The sequence below is a fragment of the Candidatus Thiodiazotropha sp. LNASS1 genome (assembly GCF_964212655.1).
Taxonomy (GTDB): domain Bacteria; phylum Pseudomonadota; class Gammaproteobacteria; order Chromatiales; family Chromatiaceae; genus Thiodiazotropha.
In genome coordinates, this window is sequence record NZ_OZ156465.1 from 537,129 (window position 1) to 556,093 (window position 18,965).

The following is an 18,965-nucleotide window of genomic DNA, read 5'->3' on the forward strand; positions in this document are numbered from 1 at the left end:
CAATGACAACAGATTCCATCGTAACCCAGCGTCAGGCGAACCTGGCAGAAAGACTGCGTCAATACCAGGACCGTTTGGGGGACGACCGCGGCTTGGTGGTAGAGGGCCGCCTGACCCGCATGGTCGGTTTGACACTGGAAGCAATCGGTTGCCGGGCAGCCATCGGCGGACAGTGTGACGTGGTGAGCAGCAACGGAACTCATATCGAAGCGGAGGTTGTCGGATTTGGTGAGGAGAGTCTCTATCTGATGCCGACCGGTGACATCCAGGGCCTGGAGCAGGGAGCCAGAGTTATCCCCACAGGGCGGGTATGTGAAGCTGTTGTCGGAGAACAACTCCTCGGACGTGTCATTGATGGCGCCGGCAAGCCCTTGGACGGACTCGGTCCCATTCACAACGATGAACGTCGCCCGCTGACCGGGACTTCATTCAATCCCCTGGCGAGAACCCCAATCCGCGAACCCCTGGATGTTGGTGTCCGTGCCATCAATGCCCTTCTCAGTGTCGGACGCGGCCAGCGTTTGGGACTGTTCGCCGGATCCGGTGTCGGTAAGAGTGTATTGCTGGGTATGATGACACGCTATACCAATGCGGATGTCACGGTAGTGGCATTGATCGGTGAACGTGGCCGTGAAGTAAAGGAGTTTGTAGAGAATATTCTCGGCAAGGAGGGCCTGAAACGGGCAGTGGTGGTCGCAGTGCCTGCCGACAATCCACCCCTGCGGCGTATGCATGGTGCAATGTTGGCGACCAGTATTGCAGAAAGCTTTCGCGAGCAGGGCAAGCATGTTTTGTTGCTGATGGACTCCTTGACGCGCTTTGCTCAGGCACAACGGGAGATTGCGCTCGCAATCCATGAACCTCCGGCGACAAAGGGTTATCCACCCTCTGTATTTGCCAAAATGCCTCAGTTGGTGGAAAGGGCCGGGAACGGGGATAAAGGCGGCGGATCGATTACTGCCTTTTATACAGTCCTCACTGAAGGTGACGACCAAAACGATCCGATTGCGGATGCAGCCCGGGCGATACTCGATGGACATATCGTATTATCCCGTCGTTTGGCCGATGCAGGCCACTATCCCGCGATTGATATCGAGGCCTCAATCAGCCGTGCAATGAACGATGTCACTAGCTATAGTCATCAGGATGCCGCGCGTTCGTTTAAGCATCTATACTCTATATATCAACAAAACAGAGATTTGATCAGTGTTGGCGCCTATGAGGCTGGTAGCGATGAGCAGATCGATATTGCTATTTCTGCAATGCCGGCATTAAGCCAGTTTCTTCGTCAGGATATGAATACCAGGGTTACACTTGAGCAGAGCATGCAGGATCTCGAATCCCTGTTTCCCGCTGAAGATGTCGAGGATATAGAGATACCTGAAGGGCTCAATCTACCTCAAACCATCGAACAATAATTGGATATTTAGAACATGTCACCATCAAAACGACTCAAGCCGGTTCAGCGCTTCGCTCACTCAAAAGAGCAGAAAGCCGCGCGTATGATGGGACAGGCTAAGAAGAGTCTGCAACAGGAAGAAGCAAAGCTGGAACAGCTCAAACAATACCATCAGGAGTATCTGGAACGCTTTAAGAAAATGGCCGGTGAGGGCATGAACGCGACTCAATTACAGGAGTATCGAGCCTTTCTCACCAAGTTGGATGAGGCGATCAACCAGCAGCAAGAGGTGGTGGCGGCGAGCGTCATCAATCATAGCAGTACAAAGAACTTCTGGAAGAAAAAGCATAGCCGCACTCAGGCTTTAAACAAAGCCGTTGATAAATTTCGAAAACAGGAACGAAAGATTGCTGACAGACTGGAACAAAAAGAGAATGACGATCATTCACAAAGGGAAAAGTAGTTCCTTACCTGCTTAGGAAAAACAGCAGGTACGATCCAGGTGCCGTGCATGGATTCAGTCAATGGTTAATTCTAATTTGTCCCCTGCAGATCCTCAATGAGACACTGTTCCGACAATACTAATCATTTGGTCATCAGAAGGTCTGTTAGAATCCTATAGAGGCATACTCTCAGAAATCTGTTTTTATCGGCAGGAAATGAAGTAAAAGCATGCAGGGAACGGGATTTATAAATATGATCAACCGGTGTCTGTGCTGTTTTCCGGCACTTACTTAGGATTACAGGTCCGATGAACGAAATTACCGGCACATCACAACCAGTATTACCAGTAGGGATAAGCCGGGTTGGCCGTCAACCGATTCTGGATCGAAATCTTAACATTTATGGTTATGAGCTCCTCTATCGCTCTGATGAGGCCTTTAGTGAAACAGGCTTCGATGGCGATCTCGCGACTGCGCGTACCGTATTGGACAGCTTTTTGGAATTTGGCTTGCATCGCCTGGTGGGCCCACATCAGGTTTTTATCAATATGACCCGTGCCTTCTTTACCGAACTGCAGCCACTGCCTATTGACAAGTCTCGTCTTGTCATTGAGGTTCTTGAGGATATAGAACCTACAGCAGAAGTTATAAACGGAGTGAGCAGACTGCATGCTGAAGGATATACCATCGCATTGGATGACTTTAGATTTGAACCACGCTGGAATCCTCTTTTGCCCCATTGCAGCATCGTCAAGGTTGATATACTCCATCTTGATATCGATGCCTATCAGCAACAGATAAATGAACTGAAGTCGATGGGATTGACGCTGCTAGCCGAAAAGGTCGAAACACGGGAAGATTTCGATCGCGTGAAGATACTCGGATTCGACCTTTTCCAAGGCTATTTTTTCGCCAAACCGCAAATAGTGACAACCTCGAGGTTGTCCAGTAACAAGAATATCGTGTTGCAGATGATTGCAAAAATCAATGACCAGAATTCCGATATCGATGAGATAGCATCGTTAATAGAACTCGATGCAAACCTGAGTTTCAAGGTACTGCGCTTCATCAACTCCGCCGCGATCAGTTTCCCCAAAAAGGTGACCTCCATACATCAGGCCGTAATCTATGTCGGTATGCACAGGTTACGTGCATGGTCGACACTGTTTATTATGGCCGGTATGGATAATTTCTCTCCGGAGCTGATAACCACCAGTCTGGTACGGGCGGAGGTATGTAAATCACATGTCACTGAATTGAAGTTGGGAGACCCTGAAAGTGCATATACGGTCGGTCTGTTGTCCACATTGGATGCCATGCTTCCCCTGTCCATGCAAGAACTCGTCAATGAACTTCCACTTCCTGAACAGATGATCGAGGCACTCAAGGAACGTAGCGGCCCCTATGCAATGAGTCTACAGTGCGCCATTGACCTGGAGGAGTGCCACTGGCTGACTGAAGCGGCACAATCCATGTCGGTTGAGCGTTTGAATAGCTTGTACGTAAAGGCTTTGGAACGTGTCGAGATGATACGTGGGGAGTTTGCATAGCGAGCGCTGACCATTCCGTATGTAAATATACAGCTCAGAATGACCGGCTGATAATGTTTCATGCCTTACCCTGTCCTGCCGATCAGGATAAACATTTCGAATAAAAATTTAAGGTATGACTACACCGTGGATCGGGCCGGATGGCGTGTGGCAGACACAGTAGTCACCAACATTGGCGGCACGACCCATAGGACAGACACCGGAATAGATGGCGCATTTACGGCTGCGTTGATTGTTATTTGCAGGATGACTGCTGTATTGCTTTATCTGTGAGGACGATGTAGTGGCCTGCTTTTGTTGTTGTGCAGTACCATCTTCCGCATACAGATGCAGGGACGATAGCAGTAGCAGCATAGCTGATATTCGTAGTATCACACTTCTCATTTTTGACTTCCTCTGTTTTTCGGAAATGACGGATTCCATATAAGTGTTAACAGGCCCTAGTTGATCATAAGCCATCTTCATAACCCGGTGGCAGTTTACCTGAGAGCAGGTAGGCAAAGGCAATTACCTCTGCCACTGCCCGGTAGAGTGATTCGGGTATCTCATCACCCAGTGGAATTTGAGCCAGCAGAGCAGCCAACTCTGCATCTTCATGCAGGGGAATGGCATGATCATCCGCCAAGGCAAGAATTCTATCCGCCAACTCTCCACGTCCTTTGGCGGTCAGGCGGGGTGCATTCTCCCCGTCATATTTCAAGGCGATGGCTAGGTCCGGGTCTCTGGTTTGATAATCGGTCATACTTTTTCACTCAACAGCGTCTGCTCGCTGGGTAGTTCGTTTTCAATCCCGGCGATTCCTTGAAAGGCCTCCAGCTTATCGACTTCCAGACCGGTTGACTCCAGGCTGGCGCGAAGTCTGCCGAGGTGATGATTGACCAAACTCGCCGTATTCGGCTTTTCAGACCAGATGGTGGTCGATAGTTTCTCTCCGAAAAGTGACAGCTTTACCCTCATAGGACCAAGGGATGGCAGATTCATATGTAGCGTGAGACTCCACATGAACACTGTTTCAGTGCCTTTCCTTACAACGTCGCGACTGATTCTGAAATGAAACAGATCGAAACCACCTTCCTGGCGAATGGGGAGTTCAAATTGCCAAACCTGTCTTGTCGTATCCTCGGTTGGCAGGGAACTAAGTTGATTTGTCTGTATTCGCGCAATTGCGCCATCCAAATGCTTGAACAGATCGAGTAACAGCCTGGTGGTTGGGTTTGTCTCCTGCGCTGCGGGTGGTGGAGTCACAGGGGGTGACTGCGCCGGGTTTAATATTGGCTGTTGAAATGTCAGCGCCTGATTGATCTGGCTCCCAGGATTACTGATCAATGGTTTTATCAGTCCGATAAGACGCAGCAGGTTTAGTTTGAGATCTTTGCCGTTTATCTGATGGTTGATCAAGCGGGCCTCTGTTTGTGTCCCGCTCAGTTGCATTGCTTGCACCAACTGGGTCTTGAAGCCAGGGTCTTCTATCGGTATGACTCTGGCCAAAATGCTCTGCACAGCCTGTTTGACTGCCGGTGGTAGCGGACTGGCGCGGGTTGAGTCGGATGTAACCTGGGTGAGGTGCTTAAACAACTGGGGCAATGGCTGTTGTCGGGGCATCACCTGTTTCAGCGCGGCTGACTTCATCTGTTCCAGAGTGGGGCGAGTGAGCACCCGTAACTCAGGGAGATTACCTGTTTTCTCTACCTGAAGGGTCAAGGCCTGGCCGGTAGGTACTCTCAGGGTGGTTTGGGCGATCAGCCGTGTGACCCCGATCTGAAGCCGAATCGTACCGTTGATGTTTTCACTGAGCGCAGTACCCCGCAATATCTGTCCAGGCTGAAGTTGCTCAAAAAGGGACTTGCCAGGCTCGATTGTCGGTAGTGGCAGTACGATTTTGCTACCGGATATCTCCATATTAAAATCCATTCATAGCGCAGAACTGGTGGCATCCAGGCATAAGTTGATGTTCTTTGCCTTGGTGATGGGAGTTTGCAGATGCTGAGGAAACGGCCGCAAATGAACGCCAATCACCGCAAGCGATCGCTAACGTTTGACTATGTGTATGGTTACCGCTCAATTCAGCTCCTGATGTAGGCAGTCTGTGTAGGAATTCAGATAATTTGTGCTCATTTGCGGTGATTAGCGCCTATTTGCGGTAAAACAGCGGCTCTTTTTTCATCGCCTGAGTCAGCATCAACAGGCCTGACCCAGCCCCTCAGCGGTGATCCAATAGCTATTGACGGATCATACCTTGTTTTGGGCCGGGGCTTGCTAACATTATATGCGAGCGGACTCGATGGTGTTCATTTCTTTCCCATTTGGCCGATAGGGTAGGTGTCACATTGGCGGATAACGAAGCGATGCAAAAGCAGGACGATGAAAAACCACAAAGTTGGTTCGTCAAGCATGATGATCTGGTCATGGGGCCGCTCACCAGCGCCAAAATTCGTCACCTGTTACTTGATGGAGAGCTTGAGTTACGGGATCAGATAAGTCCCGATAAAAATAGATGGCAGGCCATCAGTCAAATGCCCAGTGTGGTTCCACTCCAATTGAGGGCGGCGGAAGGGGATAGTGAGGCGAAGGCCAAGGTCGCTGCCCGTGAAGTTGCTGACGCAAGAGATATTAAGCAGGAGAACCGTTTTCCCATACTCTCTTTGTCGATCTTCCTGTTACTCATCGGTGCCGTCGTCTTCTATTCATTAAGGTATGGAATGCCGGAAAAGATCGAAGAGTCTGTGTGTGAAGCGCCACCAGCCCCAGGTGTGAATTGGCGTAACTGTCTCATCAAAGATCTTGATGCGGGGGCGGCCAGCCTTGCAGGGGCGAACCTGAACAGTGCCGTACTTCGTCGTGCAAAATTGAGTGCCACGGATTTGAGTAACGCCGATCTTCGCTATGCCAACCTGAGTCATGCGGATCTACGTCATGCGCAGATGCGCGGTACTGCTATGGTGGGGATAAATCTCCAGTTTGCCGATCTTAGGGGTGCCGATTTGAGTCATGCCGACCTGCGCTTTGCCGATCTCTCCAATAGCCGGATTGATGATGCCAACCTTGAAAACGCGAGGCTTGATAACGCACTCTGGCTAGATGGTAGAAATTGCGGGGAAAATTCCATCGGGAAATGCGAAAAACAGTAGCCTGGATGACTGACCCGCAACATCCGGCGATCCACGGCTATGGTGCGCCACTGAATGACTCAGTCTCATAACGATAAACCTCAAGCGTACTGGACCAATAGTTGGCGGGCAGGCCGGCCTTCTGTTTGAGATGGCTGAGAAAATTGCGGGTATCAGGAATAGATTCCCACACTGAAGGGAGAAAGGTACCCCGATGGTGTCCATCCAGTAGAATCAAGCCGTCTACAGATGGTCTGATTTTTGATACGAGCTCCTGCTCGGATTCGAAGTCGATGACCTCAGCGGGGGTCAAAACTGAGATGTGAATTTCAAGGTTATTCCTATCATGGGAGGTTAACGGTGGGAATCTTGGGTCTCGGAAGGCGGCAGCATAGGCATTCTCAGCGACATCCTCAACGATCGACAAATGAGCTTCAAGATGCCCGATACATCCTCTCAGGTCTCCACCCAGCAGCAGGGTAACGAAGCATGCCCGAATTTCTCTTAGCCCTGCTGGATAGTCATTGGCTGCAACTGGCAGCGGCACACCCTGCTCGAGACCATGCTTGATGGAATGTACAGCAACCTCAAGCAAGGTTGTTCTTTCCTCTGCAGAAAATTGTGAATGCGCGGTATGGTTCATGCTATTCACCCGATATACTCATATGTATTACTTTGGTTCGTTCCACTATCTGGAGCAGCGCTGCCATCTGCTCCCGCTTATTCTGTTTTTGACCGAGTTCCCAATAGCTGTTTCATCCCAGTCTGCTTCCGGATTGACGCTGCTTTTTAGAAAAGGGATGTTGATAACCATGTATCGAAATCGGATAAATAGCAACCTGTAACCTGGCTTGTAGGCTGACAGGATGATGGCCGGCATAATTATCTGTGGCTGAATCACTGTTTCACTTATGAAGGCCTGGATTACTCACCTCCGGTTCGCCATAATCCGCTCCTCGTTTTACAGAATGGTAAATGTGATGTGGTTTAAAAATCTTCGTATCTATCTGCTACAGCATCCCCTCAATCTCAGTCAGGAAGCACTGGCCGATAAGCTTGAGGCTAAGCGGTTTCAGGCTTGTGGCAGCCATGACCTGATCGGTATGGGATGGGATAGCCCGCTGGGCCGTCAATCGGAGACGCTGGTACATGAGGCCAGTGGGTGTCAGATGATCTGTGCCCGTCAGGAAGACAAGCTGTTGCCTACAGCGGTTGTCAATGAGATCGTGGAAGAGAAGATCGATCAGATCCAGCAGGAGGAGGGGCGAAAGGTAGCGCGCAGAGAGCGAAGTGAATTGAAGGATGAGGTCTTTCATCAATTATTACCGAAGGCGTTCAGCCGGCATACCCGGCAATTCGCCATGATCGACAAACAGCAGGGCTGGATAGTGGTGGATGCTGCCAGCGCCAACAAGGCGGAAGCTTTGATATCCCTGCTGCGCGACACCCTGGGCAGTCTACCGGTAAAACCACTGGAGGTTGCGACGTCCCCATCCTATGTCATGACAGAGTGGTTGAAGCGCCCCAGCCAATATGCGGACTTTACCCTTCTGGATAGCTGCGAACTGCAGGACCGTAGCGATGAGGCGAGTATCCTTCGGTGTAAGGGACAGGATCTTACTGCGGATGAGATATTGGCACATATCGATGCCGGCAAGCAGGTGGTTAAACTCGCTGTAGAGTGGGATGAACGTCTCTCCTGCACTATTGATGAGGATATGTCGATAAAACGACTTAAGTTTCTCGACCTCATCCAGGAGCAAGCCGCAGATTACCAGGTTGAGAGCGAGGCCGATGCCTTCGATGGCCAATTCACGCTGATGAGTCTGGAGTTTCGTCGCTTTTTACCCCGTTTATTCGAACTCTTCGGGGGGATAGCGGAGTCTTAGGCCCTGTTGTGCCTGAAGTCCGGGGATCTTCAGACTGAGCGCACAATGGAAGGTTCTGACTGAGAATCAAACCTGTGGCGCATACACGATTAATAACCAGGATTTAATCATGGTTTATTGATTTAAGTCAATGTTTGTCACGACAAGAGTCTTTAACCTCTCCCTACGCTCACGGTTGGTCGTTTCCGTGTTAAGCGCTAGTCTGGCGGGGACTGAGACCCATCTGCCTCCAGGGTCCTTCCCCGCCTGTTTTTTTCTGATCAGTAGTCGTAATAATCCAGAAACCACCGCGCGAAACTTGCCACGCCATCCTCAAGTCTGGTATCGGGTTTGTAGCCTGTGTCGGCTATCAGATCGGAGACGTCCGCATAAGTGGCAACCACATCGCCATCCTGCAGAGGCAGCATGTTGATCTCAGCCTTCCTGCCAAGACTCTCCTCCAGTAGCTCTATGTAGCGCATCAACTCAACAGGCTGGTTGTTGCCGATATTATAGAGTCTGTAGGGTGCTGTGCTGGTTGCCGAGTCGGGATGATCACTGTCCCAGTCCGGATTAGGCCGGGGAATACGGTCCAGCACCCGAATGACACCTTCAACAATGTCATCGATGTAGGTGAAGTCGCGGCGATGCTTGCCATAGTTGTAGACGTCGATGGCTTCACCACGCATGATCTTGTGGGCGAACTTGAGCATCGCCATATCGGGCCTGCTCCAGGGTCCATAGACGGTAAAGAAGCGCAATCCGGTGGTGGGTATACGATAGAGATGGCTGTAGGTATGCGCCATCAGTTCGTTGGCCTTCTTGGTGGCTGCATATAGGCTGACGGGATGATCCACATTGTCATGCACAGAGAAGGGCATCGAGGTATTGGCGCCATACACCGAACTGCTCGAAGCGTAGACGAGGTGTTGTACGCCATGATTCCGGCATCCCTCCAGAATGTGGCCAAATCCCACCAGGTTAGAATCGATATAAGCCAACGGATTTTCGATTGAATAGCGAACCCCGGCCTGAGCGGCAAGGTTTACCACCCTCTCCGGTTTGTAGTGGGAGAAGGCGTCTGAAATGCCCCCGCGATCCTCGAGTTCCAGTCGTAAATCGGTGAAATGCGGATGATCTTGGGTGCGCGCCAGGCGAGCTTTTTTTAAATTGACATCGTAATAATCATTAAGGCAGTCAATACTGATCACCTCATCCCCACGGTCAAGCAGACGTATCGCTAAAGCTGAGCCAATGAAACCGGCTCCACCGGTGATGAGTACTCGCATGGTTAAGAGTCCTAGTTATTAATTCGTGATCGTTTCCAGCGGCCTAAGCTACTCGATTAAGGGATCGCCTGTGATTGATCCCTACGCCTTTTTCGAAGATGCATTCTGTCGGCCGGTCAGGTCATCGATATACCAACTCATGGCCTCCGTCAGGCCCTGATCGATGTTGTGCGACGGTTCATAACCGAGCAAGTGCCTGGCTTTGTCAATATCAGCCAATGAATGTCGTACATCGCCCGGTCGAAAATCCCTGTAAGTGGGGGAGATCCCTTTCAGGTATGGAAAGCTATCCGCCAGGATGTCCCTGATTTTAGTAAACAGCTGATTCAGCGTGGTACGGTCACCCACGGCAATATTGTAAACCTGATCGGCAGCATCCGGATTGTCGCTGGTCGCGGCCAGGAGATTTGCCTGCACGGCGTTGTCGATATAACAGAAGTCACGGCTGGTCTCGCCATCGCCGTTGATGAAGACCTCGTCCCTGTCAATCATGGCGGCGACCCACTTCGGTATGACGGCGGCATAGGCGCCGTTGGGATCCTGGCGTCTGCCGAAGATGTTGAAATACCTTAAGCCAATGGTCTTGAAGTCATAGCAGCGGGCGAAAACCTGGGCATAATGTTCGTTGACCAATTTCGTCACCGCATAGGGTGAAAGCGGATTACCGATTCGGTCTTCTAGCTTGGGCAGGCCGGGGTGGTCGCCATAGGTTGAACTCGATGCCGCGTAGACGAAACGTCTGACTTGCGCATCTCGGGCTGCCACCAAGATGTTCAAATAGCCTGTGATATTGCTTTCATTGGTGGTGATGGGATCGGCCAGTGAGCGTGGCACGGATCCCAGTGCAGCCTGGTGCAATACGTAATCGACACCCTGACATGCCTGACGACAGGTATCCAGACTCCTGATATCGCCCTCGATGAATCTGAACTGGTCCCACTGTTCGGCATTGACGCTGTTTTTGACCTTATCGAAATTGTAGGCATGACCTGTAGCAAAGTTGTCGAGACCAACGACTTTTTGTCCAAGGGATAACAGAGTTTCCAGTAGGTTTGAGCCGATAAAACCAGCAACGCCGGTGATGAGCCAGGTCGATTGCTCTATATGCAGCCTGTTCTTCAGTTCGTCATAGGGTGTCATAGTCTTGCATCGACCGCGTCGGCAGGGAGGACATTCTTGACGTCGAAGAGAACCCCGTTTTCTTTACAGAGAGTACGGATTTTTTCCACCCCCATCTGCTGGAATTCACGGTGCGCGACTGCCAGTATTACGGCATCGTACTCGCCCTCTTTGATTTCGCTGATAGGACGAAGGCCATACTCTTCTTCTGCTTCAACCTGGGAAACCCAGGGATCATAGACATCCACCTGGGCCCCGTAATCCTCGAATTCGGACACGATGTCCACTACCCGCGTGTTTCTGAGATCAGGACAGTTTTCCTTGAAGGTCAAACCCAATACCAGCACCCTGCTATTGTTGGATGCGATCCCCCGTTTCATCATCATTTTCACCACACTGTGCACTACATAGGCGCCCATACCGTCGTTGAGCCGCCTTCCTGCAAGGATGATTTCCGGTTGGTAACCGATCGATTGTGCCTTGTGGGTGAGGTAATAGGGATCGACACCGATACAATGACCGCCGACCAATCCGGGTCTGAAGGGAAGGAAATTCCATTTGCTGCCGGCAGCTTCCAGTACTTCCAGGGTATCGATGCCGAGGCGGTTGAAAATCAATGCCAATTCATTGATCAGTGCGATGTTGACATCACGTTGGGTGTTTTCGATGACCTTGGCAGCCTCCGCGATCTTGATACTGCTCGCCTTATGCGTGCCGGCAGTGATGATCGAGCGGTAGAGTTCATCCACGAAATCAGTGACCTCGGGTGTGGATCCTGAGGTCACCTTTTTAATTGTCGGCAGGCGGTGTTCCTTATCGCCTGGATTGATACGTTCGGGACTGTAGCCGACATAAAAATCCTGATTGAACTTCAATCCGGAGTCGGCCTCCATGATGGGAACACAAACCTCCTCAGTCGCACCCGGATAGACGGTGGATTCGAATATAGCGATATCGCCCTTTTTAAGTACCTTTCCCAGGGCATGACTGGCGCCGATCAAGGGAGAAAGATCCGGTTGTTTATGCTCGTTGATCGGTGTGGGAACTGTGACGATATAGATATTGCAGGGTTTTAGATCGTCGAGATTGCTGGTATAGCTCAGGTAGGGTACCTTCCGCAGCTCTTCAGGATCGACCTCAAGAGAGCTGTCTTGCCCCGATTTGAGCTCCGCAACCCGCGCATCGTTGATATCCAGCCCGATTGTCGGGTACTTTTTACCGAATTCCACTGCCAATGGCAGTCCCACGTAACCAAGGCCGAGCACACCGATGTGCACTTTCCCAAGATCAAACATACGTTATCCTTGTTAAAATGAACCTGAGCCGTCGAGATCAGGCCAATGAGTATATTCTGACTAAAGATGATGAGTATCAGTAGCCTGTAGCGCTGACAGATGATAACTTGGCATGTCGGCGAAATCGAGGGGTTTTTAGCGACATAAGAACTTCTGGCCGGCTATTGAACATAAGCGCTATCATTTATATCGCACACGCCGTTAGCATCGACCTGATACCGCCCTGGCGATCTGTGAATATCTATCCATGTCAAACAGTCATATTCCGGGCCGGTACGAATGAGAATACTGGATGTTGAGCGGCTATCTGCATTCGCTTTATCTGATCGATCAACCATGGAAATAAAGCTGAAATGATTGCCCTGGTTGCATTGCACGCCGGTTATAGCCACAGTTCCCTGGCACTGCAATCTATCGCCGCCTACGCCAAATCCGAGACTTATTACGACAGGTTGCGTTTGTTTGAAGTATTGGTTAACAGCAATCACCAGCCATTGTTGGAGGCATTGGTGGATTTGCAGCCCAGAATAGTCGGCTTCTCCACCTATCTGTGGAATATCGCTGCGGCTATTCATCTGTCAAGACTGCTCAAGCAGCTCATGCCTGATATTGTTGTTGTATTTGGTGGCCCGGAGGCCGGTCCAAGGGGCAAGTCGTTGTTGGCCCAGTCGTCTAGCGTAGATTTTATCATTCAAGGTGAAGGAGAGGCGGCATTCAATGATCTGGTTAAATACGTGCTGTACGATGAAGGAGAGTTGCAGCGTATTTCCGGACTGATCTATCGGGATAAAGGCGGGATAACAAGTAATGCCGTTGAGCTGATCCCCGTTGATAAACTGCCGGCGCCGATCGCCGAAGGTATGGTGGATACAAGTCGGCCGCTTGTCTATTGGGAAACCTCCAGAGGGTGCCCCTACAAATGTACCTTCTGCAGCAGCGCCACAGAACGTTTGAGACTGTTTCCATTGGAACGGATAGAGGCCGATCTGCAGCAACTGGAGAGGCTTGAAAACAAGACCATTAAGCTCCTCGATCGCAGCTTTCATCTCGGTCAGCAGAGAAGCTGCCAACTGTTAAAACGTTTTGCCGGGACGGGATCGGGATTACGATTCCATCTTGAGCTGAATCCCGATCGAATATCGCCGCAGGCAATGGAGATCTTTCAACAAGCGGAAGCGGGAAAATTTCAGTTCGAGATAGGTTTGCAAACCCTTGACGAGGATGTTCTGAATACGATTGAGCGCCATATGGATATCGCCAAGGCGCTGGAGAATATCAGGCAGCTGGTTGAGATGAGGCGCCATCCGGTCCATCTCGATCTGATCGTGGGATTGCCGGGAGAGACGGCAGATCAGTGCGCCACATCACTTGACCGAACTTTTTCCCTCTATCCGGATCATCTGCAGCTGGGCACGCTGAAGCTCCTTCCCGGCACACCATTGAGGGATCAGGCCCAACATCTTGGATATCGATGGGATCCGGATCCACCCTATGAGGTGCTTTCACACCCGCAGCTTTCATTCAGCGAGATCGCGCGATTCAAACGCCATGCAGAGTTGCTTGAGCGTTTATGGAACAGTGGTTATCTGCGCGCTGTTCTGGCGGGGTTGGTGGCAGGTTGTTTTCGTGGTTCGGTGAGTCACTGTTTTGACCAACTGTTACGGGTGTGTGGTGTGGGTCTGGCGCGTGACAACCTTCAGCCGGATAGGTTGTTTGACCATATGACGGCATTTATCCAACCCTACCTGGATCAACATCCGGAGTTGGAGGAGTTATTGTTGTGGGACTATTGCCAATTTAGCCTGGTGACCGGTAAAACGCCTGTCTGGATCGCATCGCGGTTAAGAGAGAGAGTGCGACTTATAATCGATGATAAACCGAGGCGACTGCCTGTCCTCACCTTGACGGAGTCGGGTGTCGAGCTGATTCAGCGGCATCACAAACAGACGCTAACCGCCGGGCGATATGCGGTTTGGCCGAAACAGTATAAGAAAGGCAAGCCGGTTGAGATTGTAGCGCTTGACGCCTGAGCAAAGCCAGGGCATTCCGGTACTGAAATCGGCGTTTATTCTGTACAACAGCGGAAATCAAATGCTGTGTTAGCGGGCACCGCCGTTATTGCCTGTTTGCATACGAGATGCGCGTTCGCGGATATCCTTGTCTGCGTAGTGAAACACCAAACGGCCAACCACTTGACGAATATGCTGCATTGTCGCGCCACGACCGCTCAGGTTCGATGCCGAGGCGCATACCTGCCAGGACTGTTTTTGCAGCACGCGTTTAATCAAAAGCTTGGCGTCTGCATCGGTGAGTATGCCATCGGCCAGGGCGGCAAGGGTGATCACTTGAATAGCATGCAGACTGAGTTCATATCCCCGCCGGGCGAAGGCGAAGGCGAGCAAGTCGAGCCAATCCTGGAAATCGAGGGTTGTAGTGGACGGGTGCTCTATGTTCTCCAGTAGCGGTGCGGCCAGGCTGCTGGAGAGATGGGCCAGACTGTCACCCAACAAGGCAGGAAGCTGTCTGGCGAAGCGCTGTCTGGCCTCAGTCGCCATCTCCACGCCATGAGGACCAAGTGGTTGTAGAAACATCACCGATTGATTGCTGCTGCTGGCGCCGGTCCGCAGACCGATTCGCACCGCTTGCAGACCGCATCGCAGCCAGAACCCGATCAATTCTGGCGTGGCGCCGAAGCTGGTGCCAAGGTAGTCGAATCCCGTTTTTTCCGCCTCATCTCGAACCGAGTCTACCAGCAGTCGGCCAAGCCCCCTGTTCTGTACGGCCGGATGGACTGTAATCCGCATGATACGCATGCCGTTCAGGGTAGCCGCTAAAGGGAGCCCCAAATGAGCACTGAGGGATTGAGCCAACAGATGCCCACGGGGTCTGCGTCGGCCGGACCAGATCCGTTCGGCCATCGCCTCATCGAAACCGCCTTCGGCGGCCAGTAATGCCACAGCGACAATCAGCCCTCGATGTCGCAACAGAGCGATGTGCAAGTTCGGTCCGTCCAGGAGATGCCTGAGATCCAGGGGCGTGGTTCGGTAATGGGCGATGACCAATAGACCGAACAGCTGATTGAGATCGTTCTCATTTTCCAACAACTGTTGCTGTGTTGGAAACTCCACTCTGACTTCCTGTACGTTCACATCAGCAACCTCGGTGTCTGTCGCAGGCGAGGCATCCAGGGCGAGGAGCCTGAAGACCAGCGCCTCGAGAGGGTCGTCCCGGGACCAGCGTATCGGCTCGGTGAGGATGACCTCCCGCCACTGAGGTGCATGACGATCGAGGTGGCCCTTGAAGCGGATGCTGAATCCCAGGCCTGTGCCTTCATAACCGTGCACCGTAGTTGCGAAGACGATGCGGGGATAGTGGGCCAGCAGTCCCTCGAGGAGTTTCGTCGGGATAGCGGCCGCTTCATCCACAAGCAGAAGATCTGCGCGCTGGGGATTGGACAAGAGATGGTCCGGTGCATGGAAACGGATGGATAAACCCTCGCTATCGATAGAGAATGGTGAACTTTTAGCCTCTGGTAATGCGTTGATCGCCTGCTCGAAGAGCGAACTGACCGCAGCCTGTCTGGGGGCCGTCACTAGGATATCCCGGTATCCCTCCCCAATCAGTCTGGCAGCGGCGATACCCAGTGCGGATGACTTGCCTCGCCCCCGGTCGGATGTAAGCACCAGGGGTCGTTTTCTATGACCCTTCACTACTCGGATGATGGCATCCACGGCCTGGAGCTGATCCCTGGTGCGGCATTGTGGATGATTAAACAGTGGTATTTGAGGTGCGGACGCTTGCGGATTGACCGGCGTTGAGGGTGTGGCCTCCGGTGTAATGATTAAAGCGTCCGGGTCGCTTTCCAGGATATTGGCGATCCTTTGCAGGAATCTTCCTGTCATATCAGTCGTATCGTAACCGGCGACCCTGATTCGTTCGGCGACTGGATCCGGGTGGGTGTGCCACTCCGAGAGAGGTGGTGTCAACAGCAACAACAGACCCCCACCGCGCAGGGTGCCGCTCAATGCACCGAAAGCGTCCGGATCGAATCCGCTATGGGCGTTATAGATGAGAATTTCAAACTCCTGCCCCAGCTGGGCAAGCGCCTGCTCATTGTTCAGGGTTGCGATCTCATCGGTGTTTGCATCGCCGATCCAAATGGAATCAGCAAGCTTCAACTGCCGCAGGGCGGCCGTTGCCCGGTTTTTACACCATTCAGGATCCCCCGCGATTACCAATAGAGCTCTGTGACGCCGCTGACTTGCATTGGCGCGGAGCTGTTGAAGTAAGGTTATAAATGATGAATTAGTGTTAATAATAAAAAACTTACTATATCTTTATAATATTTTACATTATATATGAGCTTTACATTCCTCCGCTTTCAAAGTAGAGAAGGGAGATAACCTTGACTGTTTCAGCGGGTTAACCGTTTAAATGGTAGTTAAACTCATATCCGGCATAGCTGTTATACGGTAACGGCCTGCATTGCTTCCAATAGTAACAGCGTAAAGGTGTAATTTTTATGTCTGATGTCGAGGTGGCCGAACAGATCCGGGTCCGCGGCCTGGTACAGGGCGTGGGCTTCCGTCCGACTGTTTGGCGCCTGGCGCGGGCAAATGGACTGCGCGGTGCAGTATGGAATGACAGCCAGGGTGTGGAGATGCATATCTGCGGTGAAAAATCGCAGATCGATCGCTTTTGCGAACAACTGCTGTCACAGCCTCCGCCCTTGGCGAAAATCGATTCCCTGAATCGGCATCCCACGGATCAGCTGCCGCATCAGGATGAATTTATTATCACCGAAAGCCGGTCGGGAGAGGCGCAGACCGGCGTTGTACCTGATGCCGCGACCTGCGATGCCTGCCTCAAGGATATCGCCGATCAGGAAAACCGGCGCTATCGTTACCCATTTACCAACTGTACTCACTGTGGTCCGCGATTGACCATTGTTGAAGGGATACCCTATGACCGGATCAACACCAGCATGCGCCATTTTCCCATGTGTGATGCCTGTGAGGCGGAGTACCGGAATCCAGGGGATCGGCGCTTTCATGCCCAACCCAATGCCTGTCCGGTATGCGGGCCCAGGATCTGGCTCAGCGACCTGTCGGGCAGGATAATCGAAGCAAGCGCCACAGGGGAGGATGCGATTCAGGAGGCGCAACGCCAGCTGGCGGCAGGTAAGATTGTGGCGATCAAGGGAATAGGCGGTTTTCATCTTGCCTGTGACGCAACCAATGATGATGTGGTGGCGCGTCTGCGTGAGCGAAAGGGTCGCTATCACAAACCCTTCGCCTTAATGGCGAAGAACAGCCGCATTGTGCGGGAGTATTGCCGTGTCAGCGATGAGGAGGAGCACCTTCTGCAGGGTGCGGCCGCACCCATTGTACTTCTTTCCCGTATCCCTGCTGCGCTGGCTGAAAACGTTGCGCCCCGGCAGACCACACTCGGATTTATGTTGCCCTATTCACCGCTGCATCACCTGCTGCTGGCCGGAATGGTGACGCCATTGGTGATGACCAGCGGCAATCGGGTCGAAGAACCTCAGTGTATCGGCAATCGTGAAGCGACGGAGCGGCTTCAGCCCCTTGCCGATCTGTTTCTCTTGCATGACAGAGAGATCACCAACCGGGTCGACGATTCCGTGGTACGAGTTATGGATGGAAGCCCAAGAGTATTGCGACGTGCTCGAGGCTATGCGCCTCAACCCATGCGTCTGCCTGATGGTTTTGATCAGGCCCCGCCGTTGCTTGCTCTGGGAGGAGAGCTGAAAAACACTTTCTGTCTGACACGGGATGGGGAGGCGATTCTCTCCCAGCATATCGGGGATCTGGAAAACCTGATCTCCTATCAGGATTATCTGAAGAATCTTGAACTCTACGGGAAACTGTTCGACCATCGTCCGCAACGGTTGGTCGCCGATCTGCACCCCAACTATCGTTCCACCCAATATGCCGGGCAGCTCGCAGAGGAGCTGGGGCTGCCGTTAATACTGGTACAGCATCATCATGCACACATCGCCAGTGTCCTGGCCGAAAACGACTGGCCACTCCACGGACGAAAGGTGCTTGGGATTGCTCTGGACGGATCGGGTTATGGTGATGATGGGACCATCTGGGGTGGGGAGTTTATGATCGCCGATTATCGCGGGTATCAACGCCTGGGTAAATTCACTCCCATTCCACTGCCGGGTGGAACTCAGGCGATCCTGCAGCCCTGGAGAAACACCTTCAGTCAATTGAATCACTATCTGGGGTGGCGGCAGGTGGTGGCCCAGTGGGGGGATTTGGAACCGATCGACTGGCTCAACCGTCAATCGGTGAAGGTGCTCGGCAGAATGATAGAAGCCGGTGTCAATTCGCCAACGAGCAGCTCCTGCGGGCGTCTGTTCGATGCCGTGGCGGCTCTGTTGGGTATCTGCCGGCAATCGATCAGCTACGAAGGCCAGGCGGCGATCGAGCTCGAAGCCGCTGCTTCACACCATCGGAATGACGATCTGGCACCCTATAGTCTGCAGATCCATGAGGAGCAGGGGAGTTTTCGCCTCGATAGTGCAACACTCTGGCCGAGTATGCTTGAGGATCTGCATGCCGGGCGGGACAGGGGTGAGATCGCATGGCGTTTTCACCTGGGTTTGGCACACAGTCTGTGTCAAGCGGCAGTTAAAATGGCGCGACTCCATCAACTGGATACCGTCGTGCTCACGGGGGGCGTTTTTCAGAACAAGACCCTGTTCGAACTCGTCTCAAATCGACTTCAGCAGGCTGGTCTCAGACTGTTGTCACAACGGCAGGTCCCCGCCAATGACGGTGGTCTGGCACTCGGACAGGCAGCAATCGGAGCTGCAAGGAGTTTGATATCAGACTAAATTTACTATTAGGGAAGCTCTAATGAG

General features: G+C 52.1%; 15 protein-coding genes. 7 read left to right on the forward strand and 8 right to left on the reverse strand.

Features of this window, described 5'->3' with window-relative positions; all coding sequences use genetic code 11:
* Positions 1 to 2 precede the first annotated feature (2 nt).
* The 3 genes from fliI (at position 3) to AB8516_RS02290 (ending at position 3,392) form a co-directional block, all read left to right on the forward strand.
* A complete protein-coding gene (gene fliI, locus AB8516_RS02280; RefSeq protein WP_369157663.1) occupies positions 3 to 1,418 on the forward strand; it encodes a flagellar protein export ATPase FliI in 1,416 nt (471 codons plus the stop codon).
* 15 nt (positions 1,419 to 1,433) lie between these two features.
* Positions 1,434 to 1,862 (forward strand): flagellar export protein FliJ, encoded by a 429-nt coding sequence (gene fliJ, locus AB8516_RS02285; protein ID WP_369157665.1) that lies wholly within the window; start codon positions 1,434 to 1,436, stop codon positions 1,860 to 1,862.
* A gap of 288 nt (positions 1,863 to 2,150) precedes the next feature.
* Positions 2,151 to 3,392 (forward strand): EAL and HDOD domain-containing protein, encoded by a 1,242-nt coding sequence (locus AB8516_RS02290; protein ID WP_369157667.1) that lies wholly within the window; start codon positions 2,151 to 2,153, stop codon positions 3,390 to 3,392.
* Between the two features lie 108 nt (positions 3,393 to 3,500).
* On the opposite strand, the gene AB8516_RS02295 is transcribed toward AB8516_RS02290, so the two are convergent.
* From AB8516_RS02295 to AB8516_RS02305, 3 genes are all read right to left on the reverse strand, one after another.
* Positions 3,501 to 3,776, reverse strand: coding sequence for a hypothetical protein (locus tag AB8516_RS02295; RefSeq protein ID WP_369157669.1), 276 nt, complete (start codon positions 3,774 to 3,776; stop codon positions 3,501 to 3,503).
* Between the two features lie 64 nt (positions 3,777 to 3,840).
* The gene (locus tag AB8516_RS02300) at positions 3,841 to 4,134 is read right to left on the reverse strand and encodes an EscU/YscU/HrcU family type III secretion system export apparatus switch protein (RefSeq protein WP_369157671.1); all 294 of its coding nucleotides are present in this window, start codon (positions 4,132 to 4,134) and stop codon (positions 3,841 to 3,843) included.
* Positions 4,131 to 5,291, reverse strand: coding sequence for a flagellar hook-length control protein FliK (locus tag AB8516_RS02305; RefSeq protein WP_369157673.1), 1,161 nt, complete (start codon positions 5,289 to 5,291; stop codon positions 4,131 to 4,133). The genes AB8516_RS02300 and AB8516_RS02305 overlap by 4 nt, the downstream gene beginning before the upstream one ends.
* A gap of 428 nt (positions 5,292 to 5,719) precedes the next feature.
* On the opposite strand from AB8516_RS02305, the gene AB8516_RS02310 reads away from it, so the two are divergent.
* Entirely contained in the window at positions 5,720 to 6,520 is an 801-nt protein-coding gene (locus AB8516_RS02310; RefSeq protein WP_369157675.1) for a pentapeptide repeat-containing protein, read from the forward strand.
* A 37-nt stretch (positions 6,521 to 6,557) separates the two neighbouring features.
* Here AB8516_RS02310 and amrA read toward each other — a convergent pair whose 3' ends face one another.
* Positions 6,558 to 7,142, reverse strand: a complete 585-nt coding sequence (gene amrA, locus AB8516_RS02315; RefSeq protein ID WP_369157677.1) for an AmmeMemoRadiSam system protein A — start codon at positions 7,140 to 7,142, stop codon at positions 6,558 to 6,560.
* A gap of 337 nt (positions 7,143 to 7,479) precedes the next feature.
* On the opposite strand from amrA, the gene rdgC reads away from it, so the two are divergent.
* Positions 7,480 to 8,388 carry a recombination-associated protein RdgC gene (gene rdgC / locus AB8516_RS02320; RefSeq protein ID WP_369157679.1) on the forward strand — a complete coding sequence of 303 codons (909 nt, stop codon included), beginning with the start codon at positions 7,480 to 7,482 and terminating at the stop codon, positions 8,386 to 8,388.
* A gap of 260 nt (positions 8,389 to 8,648) precedes the next feature.
* On the opposite strand, the gene AB8516_RS02325 is transcribed toward rdgC, so the two are convergent.
* From AB8516_RS02325 to tviB, 3 genes are all read right to left on the reverse strand, one after another.
* Positions 8,649 to 9,656: an NAD-dependent epimerase gene (locus AB8516_RS02325; RefSeq protein ID WP_369157681.1), complete on the reverse strand. Its 1,008-nt coding sequence runs from the start codon at positions 9,654 to 9,656 to the stop codon at positions 8,649 to 8,651.
* 81 nt (positions 9,657 to 9,737) lie between these two features.
* Positions 9,738 to 10,796: an SDR family oxidoreductase gene (locus tag AB8516_RS02330; RefSeq protein ID WP_369157683.1), complete on the reverse strand. Its 1,059-nt coding sequence runs from the start codon at positions 10,794 to 10,796 to the stop codon at positions 9,738 to 9,740.
* Positions 10,793 to 12,070, reverse strand: coding sequence for a Vi polysaccharide biosynthesis UDP-N-acetylglucosamine C-6 dehydrogenase TviB (gene tviB / locus AB8516_RS02335; RefSeq protein WP_369157685.1), 1,278 nt, complete (start codon positions 12,068 to 12,070; stop codon positions 10,793 to 10,795). Before tviB ends, AB8516_RS02330 begins: the two co-directional genes overlap by 4 nt.
* A gap of 353 nt (positions 12,071 to 12,423) precedes the next feature.
* Between tviB and AB8516_RS02340 the strand changes: the two genes are divergently transcribed.
* Positions 12,424 to 14,100: a DUF4080 domain-containing protein gene (locus AB8516_RS02340; RefSeq protein ID WP_369157686.1), complete on the forward strand. Its 1,677-nt coding sequence runs from the start codon at positions 12,424 to 12,426 to the stop codon at positions 14,098 to 14,100.
* A gap of 69 nt (positions 14,101 to 14,169) precedes the next feature.
* On the opposite strand, the gene AB8516_RS02345 is transcribed toward AB8516_RS02340, so the two are convergent.
* Entirely contained in the window at positions 14,170 to 16,308 is a 2,139-nt protein-coding gene (locus AB8516_RS02345; RefSeq protein WP_369157688.1) for a tRNA(Met) cytidine acetyltransferase TmcA, read from the reverse strand.
* A 284-nt stretch (positions 16,309 to 16,592) separates the two neighbouring features.
* On the opposite strand from AB8516_RS02345, the gene hypF reads away from it, so the two are divergent.
* Entirely contained in the window at positions 16,593 to 18,938 is a 2,346-nt protein-coding gene (gene hypF, locus AB8516_RS02350; protein WP_369157690.1) for a carbamoyltransferase HypF, read from the forward strand.
* The last annotated feature ends 27 nt before the right edge of the window (positions 18,939 to 18,965 follow it).

Excerpts from the sequence above, each read along its gene's own strand:
- AB8516_RS02330 (WP_369157683.1), bottom strand. The coding sequence starts at position 10,796 with ATGACACCCTATGACGAACTGAAGAACAGGCTGCATATAGAGCAATCG.
- AB8516_RS02325 (WP_369157681.1), bottom strand. The coding sequence starts at position 9,656 with ATGCGAGTACTCATCACCGGTGGAGCCGGTTTCATTGGCTCAGCTTTA.
- amrA (WP_369157677.1), bottom strand. The coding sequence starts at position 7,142 with ATGAACCATACCGCGCATTCACAATTTTCTGCAGAGGAAAGAACAACC.
- AB8516_RS02295 (WP_369157669.1), bottom strand. The coding sequence starts at position 3,776 with ATGAGAAGTGTGATACTACGAATATCAGCTATGCTGCTACTGCTATCG.
- AB8516_RS02305 (WP_369157673.1), bottom strand. The coding sequence starts at position 5,291 with ATGGAGATATCCGGTAGCAAAATCGTACTGCCACTACCGACAATCGAG.
- hypF (WP_369157690.1), top strand. The coding sequence starts at position 16,593 with ATGTCTGATGTCGAGGTGGCCGAACAGATCCGGGTCCGCGGCCTGGTA.
- AB8516_RS02340 (WP_369157686.1), top strand. The coding sequence starts at position 12,424 with ATGATTGCCCTGGTTGCATTGCACGCCGGTTATAGCCACAGTTCCCTG.
- fliJ (WP_369157665.1), top strand. The coding sequence starts at position 1,434 with ATGTCACCATCAAAACGACTCAAGCCGGTTCAGCGCTTCGCTCACTCA.
- fliI (WP_369157663.1), top strand. The coding sequence starts at position 3 with ATGACAACAGATTCCATCGTAACCCAGCGTCAGGCGAACCTGGCAGAA.
- AB8516_RS02290 (WP_369157667.1), top strand. The coding sequence starts at position 2,151 with ATGAACGAAATTACCGGCACATCACAACCAGTATTACCAGTAGGGATA.
- tviB (WP_369157685.1), bottom strand. The coding sequence starts at position 12,070 with ATGTTTGATCTTGGGAAAGTGCACATCGGTGTGCTCGGCCTTGGTTAC.
- AB8516_RS02300 (WP_369157671.1), bottom strand. The coding sequence starts at position 4,134 with ATGACCGATTATCAAACCAGAGACCCGGACCTAGCCATCGCCTTGAAA.
- rdgC (WP_369157679.1), top strand. The coding sequence starts at position 7,480 with ATGTGGTTTAAAAATCTTCGTATCTATCTGCTACAGCATCCCCTCAAT.